The following is a 19,843-nucleotide window of genomic DNA, read 5'->3' on the forward strand; positions in this document are numbered from 1 at the left end:
CTACACCCTTGCTATCCGCTGGATGTCCTCAAGGAACTCCTTGACGATTGGCTCCGTGACCGTGGCACGGGTTCCTTCGATGGCCGTCAAATAGTCGCTGCTCATGAGGGCTTGTTCCTTGCGAGGGGATTCCGGGTCGCCCTGAACGGCGCGTTCCAGGGCCTGCTGGGATGCCTTCCTGGCCGCGTATTCGATGTCGGCCGGGGAGAAGCGTTCGCTCGCTTGTGCAAGGGCGTCGACGTCGATGTGCGCGGCGATGGCCCGAGGAATGTACCTGTTCCAAATGGCGGTCCGTGCGTCCAGGTCCGGCGGACCGATCGGAATCACATAATCGAAGCGGCCGTGACGGAGGAACGCCTTGTCCAGGGAACGGATGAAGTTGGTGGCGCAGATCAGCAGCCGCCCTTCCTTCTCGCGGAAGGACGGGATGATTTTCAGGAGTTCGTTGGTGACGCCCTGAAGGGGTGACGACGCCTCGCCTGTTCGGGCGGCCGCGATCTCTTCCACCTCATCGATAAAGACGACGGCGTGCTCCAGTCGGGCGATGTCGGCGAAGACCTGCCGCAGGGCGCCCGCGAGCCCTTGTGGATCGGCCGCAAGCCGCGAAGGAAACACCTCGACGAAAGGCCAGTCGAGGCGGGAAGCCACTGCCTTGGCGAATGTGGTCTTGCCGGTGCCTGGCGGGCCGAAAAGAACCACGGACCGCGGCGGTGTCACGCCGAGGGATTTCGCGAGTTCCGTGCGTGCCAGCGGCAGGATCAGCCGGTTCTCGATGAGGGACTTTTCGCGCTGCATGCCTGCGAGGGCATCCCAGAGGCCGTGCGGAAGAAGCCGCCCGCCCAGCTGGCTGAGCGGCCCGATCTCCTTGGCCTGCAAGGGGATGGTTCGTTCAAAGTAGTGGAGGTCTTCCTCCACCTTGTATTCGCTGTTCCTGAAGGCGCGGACCCTCGTCTCGGAAGCCGGCAGGAGCGCAGAAACCCGCTGGATCCCTTGGCTGGTGAGCCTGTCCTCCATGCCTGCCAGCAAGGCGCTGCCGAGTCCTTGTTCCCGCCATTCCCGGGATTGGGCGAGCATGACAATCCACGCCCGGGCATCCTGGATTTTGCAAGCCACGGCCCCGATAACCTGCCCTTCGCTGACCGCGACTGCTGCGACGCCGTTGGAACAGGCGTCGATGATTTCAGAGAGGGTGTAGACCGGGTGCACCCCGGGCGTCCTGGAGTCCTGCCAGACGCCGATGAGCTGGTCCAGGTCATCGGGGTGGAAATCCCGCACGCTCCAGGGCTGGATGGCGGGCCTGCTGCCGGCCGGCACCGGGGCAATCGTGGAGGTTCCGGTGGGCGCCATGTCAGTCGGTCTCCGGGCAACTGCAGTAGAAGCAATCCTCATCGCCGCCGCAATCGGCAGGATCCGCAGGTGTATCAGACAAGGGCGCAATGGCCGGAAATGGAGGCAAGCCGCTCATGGGTCGTTTGTATTCCTTTGGAGTATTGGGAGGGCCCGACGCCGCTGTCGCGCCCTGCGAAGTCCTGTCCAGTATCGGAGGAACTTCCCTTAAGAAAAAGCGATTAGAACTGAAGCATAAGGCTCCGGAAAAGTGATGATTCGGCCGTTAGGCTAGCCCGTCAGCACCCGGAAGCCCAGCTCCGCGTTGAAGCCGTGGATTTCCCGGGTATCGAGCGCCGACATGAAGGCCAGGGTTTCCGCCGTGATCACCTGGCCCGGCACCAGCACCGGGAAGCCGGGCGGATACGGGGTGACGAAGGATGCCGACACCAGCTCCTCGCCCGTCGCCACCCGGCGGGCGAGCTCCCGGGCGTCGAGGTACTCGGTGGCACCCGGCTTGTACGTCTCGAAGTAGGCGTCCCGCATGTTCCCGTCCGGCGTCTGCGGATCCACCCGGAACCGCGCGGCAAAGCGGCTGAAGTCGGGCAGCGGCGGCGGCGAGCTGGTCAGCGCAGCCACGCGGGCTTCGTGTGCCCGCCGGCCCAGGCCGCTCATGGCTGCCTGCTCGTCCTCGAAGGATTCGGCCAGCTTCACCAGCACCTCCACGAGGTACGCCACCGAACTGCGCGAGGTGCCGATGTTGGTCATGAACAACACGCTGTTCCGCGAGGTCTTGTTGACCTGGATGCCGTACTTGTCCATCAGGTACTCGTGCTTGAAGGTGTCCCCGTCCACTCCCGTGAGCCCGATGTGCAGGGTCAGCCGGCTGGGGTCCACCACGAATTCGTCGCGCCGCCAGGATTCGGCCATCGCGGCCAAGCCGTCGCGCAGGGGCATCTGCCGCTGCGTTTCGCGGTACTTCGCCGGGATGAGGTCCCGGGTGCCTAGGATCCGGAAGTACTTCTTCAGCAGCGGGTGCCGCGCCACGGCCTGGGCGATGCTGACCGCCAAGTCCGCCTGCCGCTGCACCAGCTCGTAGCCTTCGAACTCCACCTGCCGGCGCCCCATGTCCAGCGAGGCCAGGATCTGGTAGTTCGGCGAGGTGGAGGTGTGCGTCATGTACGCCTCGTGGAAACTCTCCGCATTCAGCTGCCCGAAGTCCTGGTCATGGATGTGGATCATGGATCCCTGCCGCAGCGAGGTGAGGGTCTTGTGCGTGGACTGGGTGGCGTAGACCCGCAGCCGCGCCGTCGCCGGGTCCGGGATGAGCCGGGCCTGCAGCAACTGCTCGTCGCTGACTGAATCCAGGCCGACGGCGGCGCTTCCGCCACCTGAGTCGACGACGGCGCCAAGCCGCCGCTGCTGTTCGGCGTACCGCCGGGCGTAGCCGGGATCGCGGAACTGCTTTTCAAGCTTCTGTGCCGCGGCCATGGCCGTGCGGCGGCGGTAGATATGGTGGAAACCGGCGAAGGCAAACCAGGCCTCGTCCCAGAGGAACACCAGGTCCGGTTTGATGGCCAGGCATTCCTCCATGACGCGTTCCACGTCGTAGACGATCCCGTCGAAGGTGCAGTTGGTCAGGGCCAGCATCTTCACCTCGTGCAGCCGCCCGGCCCGCCGGTAGTCCAGGAGCATGCGCTTGATGCTCTCCAGCGGGACCGCGCCGTAGAAGGAGAACTCGTCCAGCGGGTAGGCATCCAGGTAGGCCACCTGTGCCCCGGCCAGCATGAGGGCGTAGTGGTGGGACTTGTGGCAGTTCCGGTCCACCAGCACCACGTCGCCGGGGGCCACGATTGACTGGTGCACGATCTTGTTGGCCGTGGACGTGCCGTTGGTGACGAAGAGTGATTTCTGCGCCCCGTAGGCCCGCGCCGCCAGGGACTGGGCCTTCTTCAGGGAACCATGCGGATCGAGCAGCGAGTCCAGGCCGCCGGAAGTCGCCGAGGTTTCAGCCAGCAGCAGGTTCAGCCCGTAGAACTCGCCCAAGTCGTCGATCCACTTCGAGTTCACCACGGAGCCGCCGCGCGAAACGGGCAGGGCGTGGAAGACCCCGGCGGGCTTGCGGCTGTACTGCTGCACCGCGTGGAAGAACGGCGCCTCGTAGCGCGCGGCGGCGCCGCCCAGCAGGGACAGGTGCAGTTCCAAGCTGTCCTGGCGGCGGAACAGCCGGCGGAAACGCCGGCTCAGGGAACCGGCCAGCTCCTCGATGGACACCCCGGCCACGAGATAAAGGTCCAGCTCGGGGCGCAGTTCGCCGAGCTTCTCCGCGAGCATCAGGATGCGGTCCATCGGCCGTCCAGGCACCTCGCCGCAGACGAAGCCTTCCAGGAAGCCGCGCAGGTCCCGGCTGAGCCGCTGCCGGCTCCGGGCCACGAAACCGGGCCGCAGCACGCAGGCCTGGATGTCCGGGTTGAGGAGCACGGCCACCAGAGCATCCTCGAAGCTGGGCACGAACACCGCCTCGTACACGAACTCGTCCGCCGGGCGCCGCTGGGCCAGCAGATCGGCCCGCATCGCCTCGCGCTCGGCCTCGGACATGTCGTCGATCACCAGCACTTCGAAGCGCCGCCGCGTCTCGGCCGGGCCTTCAGGCTGCTCTGATTCCCGCTCCAGATCCGCCGCCGTTTCAGGGGCTGCCTGCCCGTGCCGGGCCAGCCGCCGCGTCACCGGCTCTATCAGCGCCAGCGCACTGCCGTAGTCGCCGTTTTCCAGGCTGTCCCGCAGCTCGGCCACGTAGCCTTGCCCGGGCGCGGCCCAGTACATTTCCACCGCCTCCAGCATCGGCAGCAGCCGCGCCGCTTCGACGGACAGCCGCCCGTTGCCGGGAACGCGCCCGGAGCCGTGCCCGACGGTGGCCGCCTGCTTGACCGTGTAGCCCAGGTATTCCCACGCGTCCACGCGCAGGCGCCACACACTGCTGGGAACCTCGCTGCCGGGAGTCCCGGCTGCTGAAGTTTCGGCTCCGGCGGGATGGCCCGGAAAGCGGGTGCCGGCGTCGGGCGTTGTGGCGGAATGGTGCGGTCCGCCCTGCGGGGCGTCTGCGGCACGGGGCTGGCGGAGGGGCGCTGCGGGAAGCATGGGGATCCTGGTTCTCGTTCTGCTGGTGCCGGAGGCGTCGTTGCAACCGGCTGTTCCCACTAAACGACGAATGCCCTGTGGTGCGGGCCGCATTACTTCCGCTTCTGTCTGGAACTCCGGAATGCCCCGCTAGCGCCCTTCCCGCCACAGGGGCAGCGGCACCACGCCGGTGCTGCGGCCGCTTTCGTCCAGCACGTGGCCGAGCCGTTTGTAGGTGCGCACCACCGCTTGGCGCGAGATGACCGTGCTCCCGGGTGCACGGGCGGCGAGCTCGCGTTCGTGGGCCTGGACCTCGAGGTAGTCGCGCACCCAGAAGGTGACCACCAGGTTCTGGGCACCCAGAACCTGGGCGCTCAGCCGGCAGCTGGGCAACGCGGCGAAGTAGCGGCCGACGTCGTCTACCTGGGTTGCCGGGACGTTGAGCGCCAGGCTCACTTCGCGGAGGTTCTGTTGGACCGCGGCGGCGGTGTCGCAGCGCATGGTGATGTAGCCGGAGGCGAGGAAGCGTTCCACACGGCGGCGGGCGGTCTGAGCGGAGACCCCGCACGCGGAGCCGAGCTCGGCCCAGCCGGCGCGGCCGTCCCTGGCCAGGGCTTCCAGCAGGGCGGCGTCCAGTTTGTCGGGGGAATATGCCGGGGGAGGAGGCGTGGATCCCTTGGCCATGAGCCGCGCCCGCGCCGGCTCGAGAGTGCCGCTGCGCCAATCGGATGCCTGCCGGTACAGCTGGGTCACGAACACCACCTCGCGACGGGTGACGCCGGGCAGATCCGCGAAGGAACCGGTGATGATCGACATCAGTTCTTCGTGGCTGGAGGCGAAGCAGTCCACGAACAGGTCGTGCGGCCCGGACACCAGGGACACCGTGCCGAAGGCCGGTTCTGCGCACAGCCGCTCGATCAGGGCCCCGTGGTGCTCCGGGGTGGAGGAGAGGTTGATAAACGCGGACCAGCCGGCGCTGAGGTAGCGCGGGCCGGGAGATGGCGTGATCCAGGCAAGGCCCTGCCCTGCCAGCGCGCTCCAGCGCCGGGCCACGGTGGGGCCGGACAGCTCCAGGACGTCCGCCACCCGGGACCAGTCGGCCCGCGGATTGATCTGGAGGGCGTTGACGATTTCAAGATCCAGCTCGGAGATCATGGAAGATTCTTTCAAATTTGTGCCCTTGGTGGCGGTTTTCATCAATAATCCGCCGGTGCGTGAGGGGCTGAATAACGTTGTGACTCGCGCCACTCCGGGCGCCCCGAACCCCAAGGAAGCATATGGCAAGCAAGATAGTGCCTCCCAAGGCAATGCCAGCGGCGACGGCGGACATCACCCGCAAGGCCATCATCGGCATGATCCTGGCAATGGCCCTGGTCGAATCCCTCAGCGGCGTGACCCAGGGCTACCTGAACCCGATCCTCCCAGCCCTGGGCCCGGTCTTCGCCATCGACGACCCCACCATCAACGGCATCTTCCTGATCTCCAACGTCAGCTTCGCCGTGCTCACCCCGATCATCTCCCGCCTTGGCGACAGCTACGGCTACCGGCTGGTGCTGCGCTGCTCCACCGTGGTGGTGGCGCTGGGCGCGTTCGTGATGGCGTTCTGGCCTTCGCTGTGGACGGTGACGGCCGGCGTCGTCCTGCTCACCTGCGTGGTGGGCTTCATCCCGCTGATGATGGGCATCCTGCGCGTCAGCAGCCCCGCCCACACCCGCACGGGCGTCAGTGTGATGATCGGCGTCCTCATGATCACCTTCGGTGCCGGCGGGCTGCTGGCCGGGATCATCGGCGCCTCCCAGCCGACGCTCGGCCTCTGGGTGGCCGTGCCGTTCGCCGTCGCCGCGCTTGTTGCCTCCTTCCTCCTGCCCGACGCCGGAACCCCCACCCGCGAAGGTCTCGCCCTTGTGCCGCTGATGTCTTGCTCGCTGGGCCTGATCGGCTTCGTGGTGGCGCTGTCCATGGGCCCGGAGTGGGGCTGGCTGGACATCCGCACTCTGGCCTCGGGCCTGTTGGGACTTGGCCTCCTGGCCGTCTGGGTCAGGATCGATTCCCGGCGGCCGGAACAGGGCGGTTCAGCCCAGGGCAGGCGCTTCATGGACCTGCGCATGCTCGCCAATCCCCGGATCCGCACGGTCTCCCTAGCGACCTTCTTCTTCGGTTTCGCCTCGATCAGCTACTTCGGCACCAACGGCATCTTCCTGCACGCCAACCCGGAGAAGACCGGCTACGGCTTCGCCCTGAGTTCCTTTGCCATCGCGGTCATCCTGGCCCTGGGCTCCGTGCTCTCCCTGGTGTCCTCGCTGCTGACCGCCCGCGTGCTGCGCAGCTTCGGTGAGCGGTCAACGCTGGTGTTCGCCGGCATGCTGCTGGCCGGCGGCTTCGCCATCATGGCCCTCGCGCACGACTCCCTGGCCGGATACTGCGCCGGCTTCGCGCTCTTCAACCTCAGCCTTGGCATGTACCAGGCGGGCACCCGTGCCCTGTCCGTTGAGGGCGTCCCCATGGAGGAAACCTCGACGGCGGCCGGCCTGAACGAGCTGGCACTGTCCGTCGGGATCGCGGTGGGCGCGGCCGTCGTGAAGCTGATCTCCTCAAGCACCGCGGACGGCGGGCGGATCAGCGAGGGCGGACTCTTCGCCATCTGGGGTGCGCTCGCGGTGGCCGCGTTCGTCGCCTCGGTGGCCTCGGCCCGTTACCCGAAGCGACTGACTGCGGAGGCGCAGGCATGAGTAACGCCGCCCTGGCCGCGCCCCCGGCCGTGCAACAGCAGCTGGAGTCCGCACTGGGGCATTGGGAGGCCGACATCCTCGGCCTGAGCCACGCGATCCACGCCGATCCCGAACTCAGCGGGGAGGAGTTCCGTGCGGCCAAGCGCGTCCGTGCCCTGCTCGGCTCCGCGGGTTTCGCCTTGGACGCCGTCCAGCCCTCGCTCCCGACCGCGTTCAGCGCACGGTATGGCAGCGGGAGCCTGGTGGTGGGGCTCTGCGTCGAATACGACGCCCTGCCGGACATCGGCCACGCCTGCGGACACAACGTCAACGCGGCCGGCGCGGTGGGCGCCGCCCTGGCGCTCGCCGCCGTCGCCGACGACCTCGGCATCACCGTCAAGGTGCTCGGCACGCCGGCGGAGGAAAGCCTGGGCGGCAAGGTGGCGATGATCGAGGAAGGCTTCTTCGACGACGTCGGCCTGGCCATGATGGCCCACGCCGCCGCCTCCGATGTGGTGGGCGGAACCTCCCTGGCCATGTGCATGTGGGAGGTGCTCTACGAGGGCCGTCCCGCCCACGCGGCGGCCGCCCCGGAAGAGGGCATCAACGCCCTGGACGCCCTGGTGGTGGCGCAGACCGCGCTGGCCCTGGCCAGGCAGCAGCTGCCTGCCGGGGCCATCGTCTCGGTAATCGTCACCGAGGGCGGCAGCGCCGTCAACGTGATCCCGGAACGCGCCCGGGCCAGCGTGGAAATGCGCGCACCGGACATCGCTGCCCTGCGCGTGATCGAGGACCGGGTCCGCCGCTGCCTCGAAGCAGGAGCCCTGGCCAGCCGTGCCTCGCTCACCGTGACGCCGTCGGGTAATCCGTACGCGGAGCTGCGGCAGGACCGCTACCTGTCCGAGGCCTACCGGGAGGCCATGGTGCTCCGTGGCCGGGAAGTCGCCTTCGACCCGGCCCCGGTGGCCTCCACGGACATGGGCAACGTCTCCCTGCTGGTGCCGAGCATCCACCCGCTGGTGGGCTACGAGGTGGGCGGCGCGGCCCACCACACCGCGGAGTTCGCAGCGCACGGCGCCACCGCGTCGGCGGACCGGGCAGTGCTCGACGGCGCGTTCGGCCTGGCGATGGCAGCCGCGGCTGCCGCCCTGGATCCGCGGGAGCGGGAGCGGCTGCTGCGCTGAGCCCGTTTGGCGCGGCGGGCCCAACGGGGCGTGTGCTCGGTGGGGCGCCGGCGCCGCGGCTAGGATCGGTCCATGACTGTAGCTTCCCTGGTATTCGCGCTGCTCGCCGGCCTCCTGCACGTGTACATCTTCAGCATGGAATCCATCACCTGGACCCGCCCGGCAACATGGAAGCGTTTCGGCGTCGCGTCGCAGGCCGACGCCGAAACCACCAAGCCGATGGCCTTCAATCAGGGCTTCTACAACCTGTTCCTCGCCGTCGGCGCGCTCGCCGGGATCTGTTTCGTGGCCGGCGGGCGCCCCGAGATCGGCTGGACCCTGGTCTTCGCCTCCTGCGGCTCCATGCTGCTGGCTTCGCTGGTGCTGCTCGCCAGCGGCAAGAAGTACCTCCGCCCCGCGGTGCTGCAAGGCACGACACCGCTGCTCGCCGTCGTCCTCGGGGTTCTGGCGGTTGCCGCAGGCTGAGGCTGTTGGGCGGCCCGGCCCCGCACATCACCCCAAGGTGAAACCCTGGGAGTCATCCACCTGCCCGACACACAGAGGTAGTCTCTGCCCGCCATTCAAGTTTCGAAGCCGCCACACAATTCGATACATCCGAAAACGTGGTAGGGACATCTCGGTCACTGCCGCGATGTTGTACTGTTCCTTGGCCGCCTGCGCCGCCTCGGCCCTAGAGAAGCATGCCGGGGGACCGGCCCCACGTGGCCGGTCCCCCGATCAGATTAGGAGTGCTCGGCCCGTTCCAGATTCCGGCCGGCATGGGAACCGGCGACGTCCAATCCAGCGATCTCGGACCCTCCAGCACCCTCCCCGACCGTCTCGCCGCGGCTCTTCCTGAGGACGAAGTAGAGGACGACGATGCCGATGGCAAACGGGACCCCGAAAATCAACGTCATCCGGAAAGCCTCTACGAAGAGGGTCGTGACCATGACGGCGACCATGAGAGCGGCTCCGGCCCAGGACGCCGCCGGGTAGAGGCGCAGCTTGTATGACAATGCTGTCCCGTCGCGCTTTATTGCGCGTCGGAAAGCCAGGTGGGTTACAAAGATCATGAGCCACGTGGCCATGGCCCCGAACATCGACAACGCCATCATGAAGGTGAAGCCTGACTCCGGGTTCATGGCGTAGACGCAGGCCGCCACCGCGATTCCACCGGTGCAGAGGATCAGCGCATTGACCGGCGATCCGTTCCGATGAAGCCGCCCGAACACGGCTGGCGCCTGCCCGGCTCGAGACAGGCTGAACATCATTCGGGTGGAGATGTAGAGCTGCGAATTCATCGCTGAGAGGGCAGCCACAATCACCACAACGTTGATGGCGGAGTCGGCGAACGGAATGCCGATGACCTGCATGACGGTGACGAAGGGGCTGTTTCCCGCAAGGATTTGGCTGACGGGTGCAATGGCCAGGATCAGCGCCAGGGTCAGGATGTAGAAGAGGAAGAGACGGAATACCGTCACCTTGAATGCCTTCTTGACCGCAGTTCCCGGATCCTTCGCTTCACCCGCAGCAATGGCGATCATCTCCACCGAGAGGTAGCTGAAGATCGCGACAATCACTGCCACCCACATGCCGGACACTCCGTTCGGGAAGAACCCTCCCTCGGCGGTGTAGTTATGGATGCCGTAGCCGGACTCCCGTTTTCCAAAGACCAGGATGGCGGCGAGCAGGATGAATCCGAGGATGGCGAACACTTTGATGCTGGAAAACCAGTACTCCAGAGTACCGAAGGCCTTGACGTTGAACATGTTGACGGCAATGAGAACCCCGGCAAACAACAGGATCCAAACCAGCGGAGGAACTCCCGGGAACCACAGCTTCATATAGTCCCCGATCGCGAGGACCTCAGTGCCAACAGCCAGCACAATGCAGGACCAGTAGAGGTACTTCACCAGGAATCCCGCGAGGGGCGAAATGTAGTGCTCGGCGAATGCACCGAAGGATCCGGTGGTCGAATGGGCCACGGTCATCTCAGCCAGCCCGCCCATCAGCATCACAGCGATCAGGCCACCGATTGCATAGCTGAGCAGGACGCTGGGGCCGGCAAATGATATTGCGAACTTGCTTCCGAGGAAGAGTCCGGTGCCGATCGCGCCTCCCAGCGCGATCATGGTCAATTGGGGGCTGGTGAGTTCGCGTTTGAGTCCGCGTTCTCGGTTCTTAATCAGGTCGAAGCTATGCGACATCATTGTCTCCCTTGCTCGAAACTTTCGGGTGTTGCGCCCCTGGGCTGGCGCTCAGGGATAACGGCGATGCCTTGGATCTGGATGAGGCCTTCCTTCTGCCACAGCCGCGTGACTGCGAGCATTCCGTGCGCAAAGCAAGACGGCTTCGGGAGCGACCCAGGACTGACGGTCTTGTGGCACATGCTGCCCATCCTCTTGATGGCTGCCGTACGTTCAAAACCCTCCGTGCGGATCATCCCCGCCGTGCCGTGTTGAGCATAGGTGACGATCGTAAGAAAGTCGATATATTAAGTGCCGGTCACCACTGGTCTCCCGATCCGCCGCATCCCGCTTTACATCCCGGCGCGGCTGAGCGAGAGGCTCACCGTGGAGAGCCCTGGCGCGCGGCAACGCCTGGCCTTGCGCAGGAGCCCCCACCCTCCAAGGCCACTGCCCTTATCTGCCAACTCGGCGGACAATGGAGCCAGCAGGGGTACATCAGCCGCAGGGGGCGCGATGGGATTCATGGGCGAAAAGAAGGAAGTTGCCGGGCAGGCCGCCAGCGGTGCGCGGCGCGACCCGGTCATCGATATCGCCCGCTTCTTTTGCCTCATCCTGGTGGTCTTCTCGCACTGCATGATGGTCAGCCCGGTGCTGCACCCCGACGGCACCGTGACCACGGAAAACACCCTCATGGAGCAGCGCTGGTTCGAGCCCGTGCTCTGGGTCCTGCAGGTCATGCCGTTGTTCTTCGTGCTGGGCGGGATCACCGGGCTTGAATCCTGGCGGCGCTTGCGGGCCCGCGGCGGAACCGGCGTGGACTACGCCCAACTGCGGCTTCTGCGCCTAGTCCGGCCCGCCACCGCCTTGCTTGCCGTGATGTTCCTGGGATTGATCGCCGCGCAACTCCTGGGCGTCCACCCGCAGGTCGTCCAACTCATGGCCACTGGAGCCGGAATGCCCTTGTGGTTCCTGGCCGCCTATCTCGCCGCGCAGCTGAGCGTCCCGCTGCTGGCCAGGATGCACGCACGTGCGCCGTGGCTGACCCTCTCCGCCCTGGTAGCAGCGGTGATCACTGTCGACAGCCTGCGTGGCGCGTTTCCCATCCTCGTATCGCTCAACATGGTGTTCGTCTGGTGCGCGGTGCAGCAGTTCGGCTTCTTCATTGCCGACGGTTTCCTCGCCGGGCGCAGCAGCGGATGGCTGGTGGGGCTCGTGGCGGGCAGCAACCTGCTGCTCGGGCTGGTCACCGGGGCCGGGGTGTACTCGGGGAACATGATCGTGAACCTGAACCCGCCGAACCTGTGCATGCTGCTGCTGGGCCTTTCGCAGGCGGCCACCCTGCAACTGATCCGCCCGGCGGTCGCCTGGCTGGCCCGCGCCCGCTGGGTGCTCTGGGTGGTTGCGGTGGCCGGCCGCCGCTCGATGACCGTCTACCTCTGGCACCTGCCCCTGCTGGTGGGGATGTCCGGACTGCTGTTGCTTACTTCCTTCCCCAAGCCCGCCGCCGGTACCGCCGAATGGTGGTGGGCCCGGCCGCTGGTGCTGCTCGCCGTCGTCGTGCTGCTGCTGCCGGTCCTGCTGTTGTTCGGCAGGCTCGAGGAACGCCCGACGGCGGCAGTCCACGCGCGGGGCCGCGCGCCTGCCGCGGTGGTGACGGCCGGCGTCGTGGTTTTCATCCCCATGCTGGACGCAGCACTGAACGGGCTCACGGTCGCCCTGTTGGGCGGCGGGGCGGCGTGCTTCATGCTCGCGGTGCTGCTGCTGGGACGCGTGGTGGAACCGTCGCGGACCCCGCTTGCGGGTCCGAAGACTGCGGCTGGCGAGGGGCACCAGCCGCCATTGCCAGAGCCCGGAATACGTGCCAATGTCGAGTCATGACCGAGTTCACGGATTCCCTGGCAGAGTCTTTCCACGGTGACGTCACCACTGTCCGGAATGACAAGTTCCACCGTTACGAACTCCTGGTGAACGGTGAAGTTGCGGTGATTTCCCAGTTCATGGACCGTCCCGGCCATATCGATTTCATGCATACGGAGACCAGGGAAAAGTTCAAGGGGCGCGGCCTGGCGAGGGTCCTGGCACGCTTCGCACTGGACGACGTGGTGGCCTCCGGGAAACGCATCATCCCGCACTGCCCGTACATTGCCGCCTTCCTGCGCAAGCACGAGGGCTACGAGCTCGACGTCGACTGGCCGGCCGAGCCGCCCGTGGGAGAGCCCGGCAACGAGTAGGGCCGGCTGGTTCTGGAACGCGTCGGCCGCGAGCAGCCGCGGGCTATCCCAGTCGGTGTTGTCGATGACGCGTGCAGCGCGAAACCACGGCGTGCACGATAGGAAATAGAGCCGCTGGCCTTCCACATAGCGGCTCATTTGGGGATGCTTCGGGTCATCAGGACTGCCGTCCCGGCGGGCCATCCGGGCAGCTGTTTCGCTGAAAGGGACATGCAGGAATACGGAGTAGTCCCAGCAGTCATTCAACTCAGCACGGTGGAGGAACATGCCTTCCACGGCCGCAGGGTTTGTCCCTTCGAATGATGCCGCGGAATCCGCCGCTCCGCGTGCCGCCCCCCGAGCCCCCGTGTGCCGCCCCCGAGCCCCCCATGTGCCATCGCCACCCGCGCCAGGACAGACAAAGCCGGGCAAGCTACCCCACGCCGACCCACCGAATCCAGTCAAGGCTTCCCGCCCCGTCACACCTCATGAATTAGGGCACAAAAGTTTGACGAAAAGGTAAGCCTAAGTAAGGCTTGCCTTGCCTAATAACGCGGGAAGTGTTGCGGGGCATTTGTTCGAACCCAGTGGAAGGAGGCCGACGTGACGTCGCCCAGCATGGAAGTCCGGCCCGGTGAAGTTGAACCCGGTGAAGTTGAACCCGGTGAAGTTGAACCCGGTGAAGTTGAACCCGGTGCCGAGGACGGGACCGCACCGGAAAAGGACTTCGGGTCCAGCGTGGAGCTTGCCCTCGTGGCCACCAATCAGCTTTTCAACGCGCGGAACTCGCCCAGTTATGTCGCGCAGGTGCTGCAGGGGGTCAACGCCGTAGCCACCAAGGTCCAGCGGACCGCCCGGCCGTTCACCGGCGTCGGGCATGCCGGGCTCAAGGCGAAAGTGGACGCCGTCGACCTCAGCCGCCCGCTCCGGGACACCGCCGCCGCCCTCGAGGAACTCGACGAGCTCTACCTCAAGGACGCCATCTACTTCCACGACTCCCGCTACGCAGCGCATTTGAACTGCCCCGTGGTGATCCCGGCGTTGGTGGGCGAGGCCGTGCTCTCCGCCGTCAACTCCTCCATGGACACCTGGGACCAGAGCGCCGGCGCCACCATGATCGAACGCCGCCTCATCGACTGGACCGCCGGCCGCCTCGGTTTCGGCAATGACGCCGACGGCGTGTTCACCTCCGGGGGCAGCCAGTCCAACTTCCAGGCGCTGCTGATCGCCCGCAACCACGCCGTCGCCAAGCTCCGCGCCGCGACGCCCGACGCCGGCGAGGCCCGCCTGCCGCAGCTGCTGGACCGGCTGCGCGTCTTCACTTCGCAGGACAGCCACTTCAGCATCCAGAAGTCGGCCTCCATGCTGGGCCTCGGGTTCGACGCCGTCATCGCCGTTCCGACCGCCGCGGACCACCGCATGGACCCGGCGGCTCTTGCCGCGGCTTTGGCGGAAGCGCACGACGCCGGCCTGGTGCCGATGGCGGTCGTGGCCACCGCCGGGACTACGGACTTCGGTGCGGTGGACCCGCTCGCGGAACTCGCCGCCCTGGCCCGCGCCTACGATTCCTGGCTGCACGTCGATGCCGCCTACGGTGGCGGCCTCCTGGTCTCCAACCGTTACCGCCACTTGATCGACGGCACGCATCTGGCCGACTCCGTCACCGTGGACTTCCACAAGACCTACTTCCAGCCCGTGAGTTCCAGTGCCGTGCTGCTCCGCAACGGGGCCATGCTTCGCCACGTCACCTACTACGCGGACTACCTCAACCCGGAGAGCGCTGCGAAGGCCCAGGTCCCCAACCAGGTGGACAAGAGCATCCAGACCACCCGGCGCTTCGACGCCCTCAAGCTGTGGCTGACGCTGCGCACCATGGGGTCCGAGGCCATCGGTGCGCTGTTCGATGAAGCTATCGAGCTCGCCCGGCGGGTCGGCGAGCTGCTGGGCGAGGACCCCGACTTCGAACTCGCCGCCGAACCCCAGCTGAGCACCATCGTCTTCCGCTACCGGCCTGTTGTTGAGGGTGCCGGCGTGGACGGTGCGGGCGAGCACGGTCGCCGTCTGGACGAAACCACGGCCGACCGGCTGAACCCCGCCATCCGTGCCGCCGTCTTCGCCTCCGGGGAAGCCGTGATTGCCGGTACCAAGGTGGACGGCCACCACTACCTGAAGTTCACCCTCCTCAACGCCGAGGCGAGCCGGAACGACATCCGCGAAATCATCGAGCTGCTTCGCCGCACCGGCGCCGGCCTGCTCTCCAACGAATCCACCAGCAAGGACAACGCAGCATGAGCACCACCGCCCCCAAGGAACCGCAGGCCGGGAACCGCACCTACGATCTCGCGGGCATCGGCCTCGGCCCCTTCAACCTGGGCCTCGCCGCCCTGAGCGAGCCGATCGAAGGCCTTGACGCGGTCTTCCTGGAGCGCCGCGAGTCCTTCGATTGGCACCCCGGCATGATGCTGGAGCCGGCACACCTGCAGGTTCCGTTCATGGCGGACCTGGTCACCCTGGCCGATCCGACGTCGAAATTCTCCTTCCTGAACTTCCTCAAGCAGACCGGCCGGCTGTACCGCTTCTACATCCGGGAAAACTTCTACCCGCTGCGCGCCGAATTCAACCAGTACTGCCAGTGGGTGGCCGGCCAGCTGGACTCCGTGCGTTTTAGCACGGATGTGCTGGATGTGTCCTACGACGACGGTGTGTACACCCTTTCCGTGCAGGGCCCGGACGGCGCCGAGGTGCTCAAGGCGCGGCGGCTGGTGCTCGGAACCGGCACCAGCCCCTACATCCCGGCAGCCTGTGCAGGGATAGTGGCCGGCGACAGCGCCGGCGGACTCGTCCTCCACAACGCCGAATACCTGTCGAGGAAGAGTGAGCTGCAGGCCAAGCGCAGCATCACCATCGTGGGCAGCGGCCAGAGCGCCGCGGAACTCTACTACGAGCTCCTCCAGGAGATCGACGTGCATGGCTACCAGCTGAACTGGGTGACCCGATCGGGCCGCTTCTTCCCGCTGGAGTACACCAAACTGACCCTGGAAATGACCTCCCCGGAGTATGTGGACTACTTCCACTCCCTGCCGCCGGAGCAGCGCGATTCGCTGATCGACAGCCAGAAGAACCTCTACAAGGGCATTAACTCGGACTTGATCGACGACATCTACGACCTGCTCTACACCAAGAGCCTCTCCGGCATGGTGGACACGCAGCTCTTCACGCACTCCTCCCTCAACTCCGCCCACTGGGACGCCGAAAAAGGCACCCACACCCTGGAGCTGCGCCACGAAGAGCACGGCCGCGACTTCACCCTGGAGTCCGAGGCCGTCGTCCTCGCCACCGGCTACAAATACCAGGAACCGGATTTCCTGGCCGGCATCGAGGACCGCATCCGGCGCGACTACCGCGGACGGTTCGACGTTGCCCGCAACTACAGCGCCGGCGTCGAACCCGGGGAAATCTTCGTCCAGAACGCCGAACTGCACACGCACGGCTTCGTTACTCCGGACCTGGGCATGGCCGCGTACCGCAACTCCTGGATCCTGCGCGAAATCACCGGCCGGGAGGTCTACCCGATCGAACGCGCCATCGCTTTCCAGCAATTCGGCGCACCCGTTATGTCCGACGCGCCGGTGGCGGTGAACGCATGAGCTTCACTTTCCGTCCCGTCGACCCCCTTGCCGACGCACCCCTCCTCCACAGCTGGGTGAGCCAGCCCTACGCCCGCTTCTGGGGCATGTTGTCCTCCACGGTCCAGGACGTTGTGGAGGAATACTCGCGGATCGTCGCGAGCGGACACCACCAGGCGTTCCTCGGACTCGACGACGGCGTCCCCGCATTCCTGATGGAGCGGTACCAGCCGGGTGAATCGCCATTGGCGGGCGTCTATGACGTCCAGCCGGGGGACATCGGCATGCACCTGCTCGTCGCGCCTCCGGAGGGTGACCCGCAGGCCGGCTTCACCACCGCCGTCATGCAGTCAGTGATGGCATACCTGTTCGAGGACCCGAGCACGGAGCGGGTGGTGGTCGAGCCGGATGCCCGGAACCACAAGATCCACGTGCTGAACGAGCGCGTGGGCTTCCGGCCCGAGCGGGTGGTGACCCTTCCCGCGCTGCCCGCACCGGAGGGGAGTCCCGCCGAAACCCACAAGGAAGCCCTCCTGAGCTTCTGCGCGCGGGCCGATTTCCTCGCCACCCTGACCCCCGTGCTTGCCACCGCCACAACTGAACCCGCAGGAGAAAGCCGATGAGCATCCTTCTCGAAGCATCCGCCCAGGCCTCCGCCTCCGTGGAGCATCTCAGCCCCGATACCTGGGCGGCCGCCAACCGCCACCTGGTCCGCAAAGCCCTCGCCGAGTTCTCGCACGAACGCATCCTGGTGCCGGAACTACTGCAGGAGGAGGGTGCCGGTGCCGGGATCTACCGGGTGGTGAGTGATGACGCCGCCATGGAGTACCGCTTCCGCGCGCGCGTGCTGGAACTGGAACACTGGAGCATCCCGGCGGATTCGATCGTCCGGACTGAACTGCGTCCGATTGCAGAATCGAGGGAGACCGGACGCCGCAAGCTGCCGCTCGATGCCTTGGACTTCATCACCGAGTTCCGCGACACCCTGGCGATCCGCGAGGAACAGCTGCCGGTCTACCTGGAGGAAATCAGCAGCACCCTGGCCAGCCACGCCTACAAGCAGGGCAACCCGCTGCGTTCGGCGGAGCTCGCGGCCGGCATCACCGGCGGGGCGGATGTCGCTGCCGACTTCCAGGCCATCGAACGGACCATGAGCGAAGGGCATCCGTGCTTCGTGGCCAACAACGGCCGCCTGGGCTTCGGGATCAGCGACTACCACGCCTTTGCCCCGGAAAGCGGCGAGGCCGTGCAATTGCAGTGGATAGGCGTCCACCGCAGCAAGGCCCTGTTCACTTCCAGTGCCGGCCTGGGCTACCGCGCGCATTTCGAGGCCGAACTCGGCGCGGACACACTGGCCTGCTTCGACGCCGGGCTTTCCGCGCGCGGCCTCGACCCGCAGGACTACCTGCTCATGCCGGTGCACCCCTGGCAGTGGGAGAACAAGCTCACCGTGACGTTCGCGGCGGAGATCGCCCAGCGGCACATCGTCCACCTCGGCACAGGAACCGACGCCTACCAGGCGCAGCAGTCCATCCGGACCTTTTTTAACACGAGTGAGCCAAATAAGTGCTACGTCAAAACTGCCATGTCCGTGCTGAACATGGGCTTCATGCGGGGCCTGTCCCCGCAGTACATGAAGGCCACTCCCGCCATCAATGACTGGCTGCACGCGCTGATTTCCCGCGATGCCGAACTGCAGGAACGCGGGCTTGCGATGATCCGCGAGTCGGCGGCGATCGGCTACCACAACCACTACTACGAGGCGGGCTCGGCCAAGGGCTCGGCGTACCGCAAGATGCTCTCGGCCCTGTGGAGGGAAAGTCCGCTTCCCCTGCTTGATACGGGGCAGCAGCTGACCACCATGGCCTCGCTGCTGCACGTGGACGCCGACGGCAACTCCATGGCGTCGGCGCTCATCAAACGCTCCGGGCTGGAACCCGCCGAGTGGTTGCGCCGCTACCTGGAGGCCTACCTTGTCCCGCTGATCCACTGCCTCTTCGAATACGAACTGGCCTTCATGCCGCACGGCGAGAACGTCATCCTGGTGCTGGAGAACGGCGTGCCGGTCCGGGCCATCATGAAGGACATCGCCGAGGAAATCGTGGTGATGGGGGAACGGCTCGAGCTGCCGGAGGAGGTCTCCCGCATTAAGGCCGACATTCCCGCCGAGGAAATGGTGCTCGCCATCTTCACGGACGTCTTCGACTGCATCTTCCGCTTCCTGTCCGCAATCCTCGCGGGGGACGGAACGCTCGCCGAAGCTGAGTTCTGGAAGGTGACGGCCGGCGTCGTACGCGAATACCAGAAGCGGCACCCGGAGCTGGCGGAACAGTTCAGGATGCACGATCTCTTCGCGCCGGACTTCGAATTGTCCTGCCTGAACCGCCTGCAGCTGCGCAACAACCAGCAGATGCTGGACCTCAGCGATCCCTCGGGCGGGCTGCAGATGGCCGGGCGGCTGAAGAACCCTCTGGCCCGCTTCGCCTAGCCGCGTCCGGTGGCGTCCCGTGGAGACCGGGGCGCCACCCCCTCGCAAATGGCCAGGATCTGTGCTGTCCTGATTTCATCGGGCCCGGTTCTTTCGGGCCGGCGGCAACGGGAGTCGGCATGGCTGAGCGGGATGATCACCGGAGAATGATGGGGCGCAAGGATCTGCGCGGCTCCCTCGTGGTGATCTGTGCTTTCGTGGCCCTTCTCAGCTGGGCGATCGGGCTGGCGGGCTACGTGAATGCCGGTGGATTCGCCACCGGGGCCGGCGGAATCCTTGCGTTCCTCATGCTCCCGGCATGGATTAGTGCGTTGGCCGTGCTGCTCGCGAGAGTCAGAATCCGCCGTGATCCAAAGGGCGGTGCTGGACGCCGCCGTCCTGCCAAATGACCGGGCCCTAGCCCTCGTCCGTCGTCGCCGGCTTCTCCAGCAGGGCGCGGGCGTAGTTCGCCATCGACCGCTGGTACCGCGGAAGATGCGGTGCCAGCGCCGCGAGGACGAGGGAAAGGCCTTCGCGTTCCCGGCCGGTGTCGGCAAGGGCCAGGGCCAGCACCGCGTCCACGGCGTCGGAGAGGTGGTCCGCACCGCGGCGGCGCTCGTCCGTGAGCATCGCAACGCTGATGTCCGGGCGGCCCAGGTTCCGCAGCGAGCTGGCCAGCTGGATGACTGCCCGACGCCGGCGCTCACCTTCCAGCCCCGTTTCCAGCGCCTTGCCGTAGAGGGGAACGGCGCGGTCCGGGTAGCCCGTGGAATCGTAAGCGGCGGCGAGCTCGAAGTCGGCGTCGGCAGTGCCGGCGGGCAGTTCCGCGCAGAGCTTTTTCATCGCCGAATGGAAGTCGTCGCGCCCGTGGTCATCAAGCGAAGCCCACAGGGCCGCGACGCGTTCTTCCCAGTCACGGTTCTGCATAGGCACAAGCGTAGCGGGAGTGGCGAAGCGGGCGGCGTACCTTCGCAACATGCAGGGGAACCGCGCGAGAGTGCATCAATATTTTCGATTTCCTTAGCCGGATTTATTCG

Annotated in this window: 15 protein-coding genes; 10 read left to right on the plus strand and 5 right to left on the minus strand. The window is 66.4% G+C overall.

Annotation, left to right across the window (positions count from 1 at the left end):
- From ACN9M4_RS01335 to ACN9M4_RS01345, 3 genes are all read right to left on the minus strand, one after another.
- Complete coding sequence (locus ACN9M4_RS01335; protein ID WP_426303360.1) at positions 1-1,290, minus strand: ATP-binding protein; 1,290 nt, start codon at positions 1,288-1,290, stop codon at positions 1-3.
- A 327-nt stretch (positions 1,291-1,617) separates the two neighbouring features.
- A complete protein-coding gene (locus ACN9M4_RS01340; protein ID WP_426301626.1) occupies positions 1,618-4,464 on the minus strand; it encodes an aminotransferase class I/II-fold pyridoxal phosphate-dependent enzyme in 2,847 nt (948 codons plus the stop codon).
- A 129-nt stretch (positions 4,465-4,593) separates the two neighbouring features.
- The gene (locus tag ACN9M4_RS01345; RefSeq protein WP_426301628.1) at positions 4,594-5,598 is read right to left on the minus strand and encodes an Lrp/AsnC family transcriptional regulator; all 1,005 of its coding nucleotides are present in this window, start codon (positions 5,596-5,598) and stop codon (positions 4,594-4,596) included.
- Between the two features lie 122 nt (positions 5,599-5,720).
- On the opposite strand from ACN9M4_RS01345, the gene ACN9M4_RS01350 reads away from it, so the two are divergent.
- From ACN9M4_RS01350 to ACN9M4_RS01360, 3 genes are all read left to right on the plus strand, one after another.
- A complete protein-coding gene (locus tag ACN9M4_RS01350) occupies positions 5,721-7,172 on the plus strand; it encodes an MFS transporter (RefSeq protein WP_426301630.1) in 1,452 nt (483 codons plus the stop codon).
- Positions 7,169-8,335: an amidohydrolase gene (locus ACN9M4_RS01355; protein WP_426301632.1), complete on the plus strand. Its 1,167-nt coding sequence runs from the start codon at positions 7,169-7,171 to the stop codon at positions 8,333-8,335. Before ACN9M4_RS01350 ends, ACN9M4_RS01355 begins: the two co-directional genes overlap by 4 nt.
- A 72-nt stretch (positions 8,336-8,407) precedes the next feature.
- Complete coding sequence (locus tag ACN9M4_RS01360) at positions 8,408-8,800, plus strand: DUF1304 domain-containing protein (protein WP_426301634.1); 393 nt, start codon at positions 8,408-8,410, stop codon at positions 8,798-8,800.
- Between the two features lie 257 nt (positions 8,801-9,057).
- Here ACN9M4_RS01360 and ACN9M4_RS01365 read toward each other — a convergent pair whose 3' ends face one another.
- Positions 9,058-10,524, minus strand: coding sequence for an amino acid permease (locus ACN9M4_RS01365; protein ID WP_426301636.1), 1,467 nt, complete (start codon positions 10,522-10,524; stop codon positions 9,058-9,060).
- Positions 10,525-11,025: 501 nt separating this feature from the next.
- On the opposite strand from ACN9M4_RS01365, the gene ACN9M4_RS01370 reads away from it, so the two are divergent.
- The 7 genes from ACN9M4_RS01370 (at position 11,026) to ACN9M4_RS01400 (ending at position 19,216) form a co-directional block, all read left to right on the plus strand.
- A complete protein-coding gene (locus tag ACN9M4_RS01370; RefSeq protein WP_426301638.1) occupies positions 11,026-12,381 on the plus strand; it encodes an acyltransferase family protein in 1,356 nt (451 codons plus the stop codon).
- Positions 12,378-12,734, plus strand: a complete 357-nt coding sequence (locus ACN9M4_RS01375) for a GNAT family N-acetyltransferase (protein WP_426301640.1) — start codon at positions 12,378-12,380, stop codon at positions 12,732-12,734. The genes ACN9M4_RS01370 and ACN9M4_RS01375 overlap by 4 nt, the downstream gene beginning before the upstream one ends.
- A 597-nt stretch (positions 12,735-13,331) precedes the next feature.
- Positions 13,332-15,005, plus strand: a complete 1,674-nt coding sequence (locus ACN9M4_RS01380) for a pyridoxal phosphate-dependent decarboxylase family protein (RefSeq protein WP_426303361.1) — start codon at positions 13,332-13,334, stop codon at positions 15,003-15,005.
- Positions 15,002-16,360: a lysine N(6)-hydroxylase/L-ornithine N(5)-oxygenase family protein gene (locus tag ACN9M4_RS01385; RefSeq protein WP_426301642.1), complete on the plus strand. Its 1,359-nt coding sequence runs from the start codon at positions 15,002-15,004 to the stop codon at positions 16,358-16,360. Before ACN9M4_RS01380 ends, ACN9M4_RS01385 begins: the two co-directional genes overlap by 4 nt.
- On the plus strand, positions 16,357-16,962 hold the full coding sequence (locus ACN9M4_RS01390; protein WP_426301644.1) for a GNAT family N-acetyltransferase: 606 nt from the start codon (positions 16,357-16,359) through the stop codon (positions 16,960-16,962). Before ACN9M4_RS01385 ends, ACN9M4_RS01390 begins: the two co-directional genes overlap by 4 nt.
- Positions 16,959-18,827 (plus strand): IucA/IucC family protein, encoded by a 1,869-nt coding sequence (locus ACN9M4_RS01395; protein ID WP_426301646.1) that lies wholly within the window; start codon positions 16,959-16,961, stop codon positions 18,825-18,827. Before ACN9M4_RS01390 ends, ACN9M4_RS01395 begins: the two co-directional genes overlap by 4 nt.
- A gap of 119 nt (positions 18,828-18,946) precedes the next feature.
- Positions 18,947-19,216 carry a hypothetical protein gene (locus tag ACN9M4_RS01400; protein ID WP_426301648.1) on the plus strand — a complete coding sequence of 90 codons (270 nt, stop codon included), beginning with the start codon at positions 18,947-18,949 and terminating at the stop codon, positions 19,214-19,216.
- Between the two features lie 7 nt (positions 19,217-19,223).
- On the opposite strand, the gene ACN9M4_RS01405 is transcribed toward ACN9M4_RS01400, so the two are convergent.
- The gene (locus ACN9M4_RS01405) at positions 19,224-19,733 is read right to left on the minus strand and encodes a tetratricopeptide repeat protein (protein WP_426301650.1); all 510 of its coding nucleotides are present in this window, start codon (positions 19,731-19,733) and stop codon (positions 19,224-19,226) included.
- Positions 19,734-19,843: the final 110 nt, after the last annotated feature.

The organism is Arthrobacter sp. R-11, from assembly GCF_049913155.1.
In the GTDB taxonomy this organism is placed as follows: domain Bacteria; phylum Actinomycetota; class Actinomycetes; order Actinomycetales; family Micrococcaceae; genus Arthrobacter.

Bases quoted from the DNA above. Each gene is read 5' to 3' on its own strand.
- ACN9M4_RS01340 (WP_426301626.1), bottom strand. From the start codon at position 4,464: ATGCTTCCCGCAGCGCCCCTCCGCCAGCCCCGTGCCGCAGACGCCCCG.
- ACN9M4_RS01345 (WP_426301628.1), bottom strand. From the start codon at position 5,598: ATGATCTCCGAGCTGGATCTTGAAATCGTCAACGCCCTCCAGATCAAT.
- ACN9M4_RS01350 (WP_426301630.1), top strand. From the start codon at position 5,721: ATGGCAAGCAAGATAGTGCCTCCCAAGGCAATGCCAGCGGCGACGGCG.
- ACN9M4_RS01355 (WP_426301632.1), top strand. From the start codon at position 7,169: ATGAGTAACGCCGCCCTGGCCGCGCCCCCGGCCGTGCAACAGCAGCTG.
- ACN9M4_RS01360 (WP_426301634.1), top strand. From the start codon at position 8,408: ATGACTGTAGCTTCCCTGGTATTCGCGCTGCTCGCCGGCCTCCTGCAC.
- ACN9M4_RS01365 (WP_426301636.1), bottom strand. From the start codon at position 10,524: ATGATGTCGCATAGCTTCGACCTGATTAAGAACCGAGAACGCGGACTC.
- ACN9M4_RS01370 (WP_426301638.1), top strand. From the start codon at position 11,026: ATGGGCGAAAAGAAGGAAGTTGCCGGGCAGGCCGCCAGCGGTGCGCGG.
- ACN9M4_RS01375 (WP_426301640.1), top strand. From the start codon at position 12,378: ATGACCGAGTTCACGGATTCCCTGGCAGAGTCTTTCCACGGTGACGTC.
- ACN9M4_RS01380 (WP_426303361.1), top strand. From the start codon at position 13,332: ATGGAAGTCCGGCCCGGTGAAGTTGAACCCGGTGAAGTTGAACCCGGT.
- ACN9M4_RS01385 (WP_426301642.1), top strand. From the start codon at position 15,002: ATGAGCACCACCGCCCCCAAGGAACCGCAGGCCGGGAACCGCACCTAC.
- ACN9M4_RS01390 (WP_426301644.1), top strand. From the start codon at position 16,357: ATGAGCTTCACTTTCCGTCCCGTCGACCCCCTTGCCGACGCACCCCTC.
- ACN9M4_RS01395 (WP_426301646.1), top strand. From the start codon at position 16,959: ATGAGCATCCTTCTCGAAGCATCCGCCCAGGCCTCCGCCTCCGTGGAG.
- ACN9M4_RS01400 (WP_426301648.1), top strand. From the start codon at position 18,947: ATGGCTGAGCGGGATGATCACCGGAGAATGATGGGGCGCAAGGATCTG.
- ACN9M4_RS01405 (WP_426301650.1), bottom strand. From the start codon at position 19,733: ATGCAGAACCGTGACTGGGAAGAACGCGTCGCGGCCCTGTGGGCTTCG.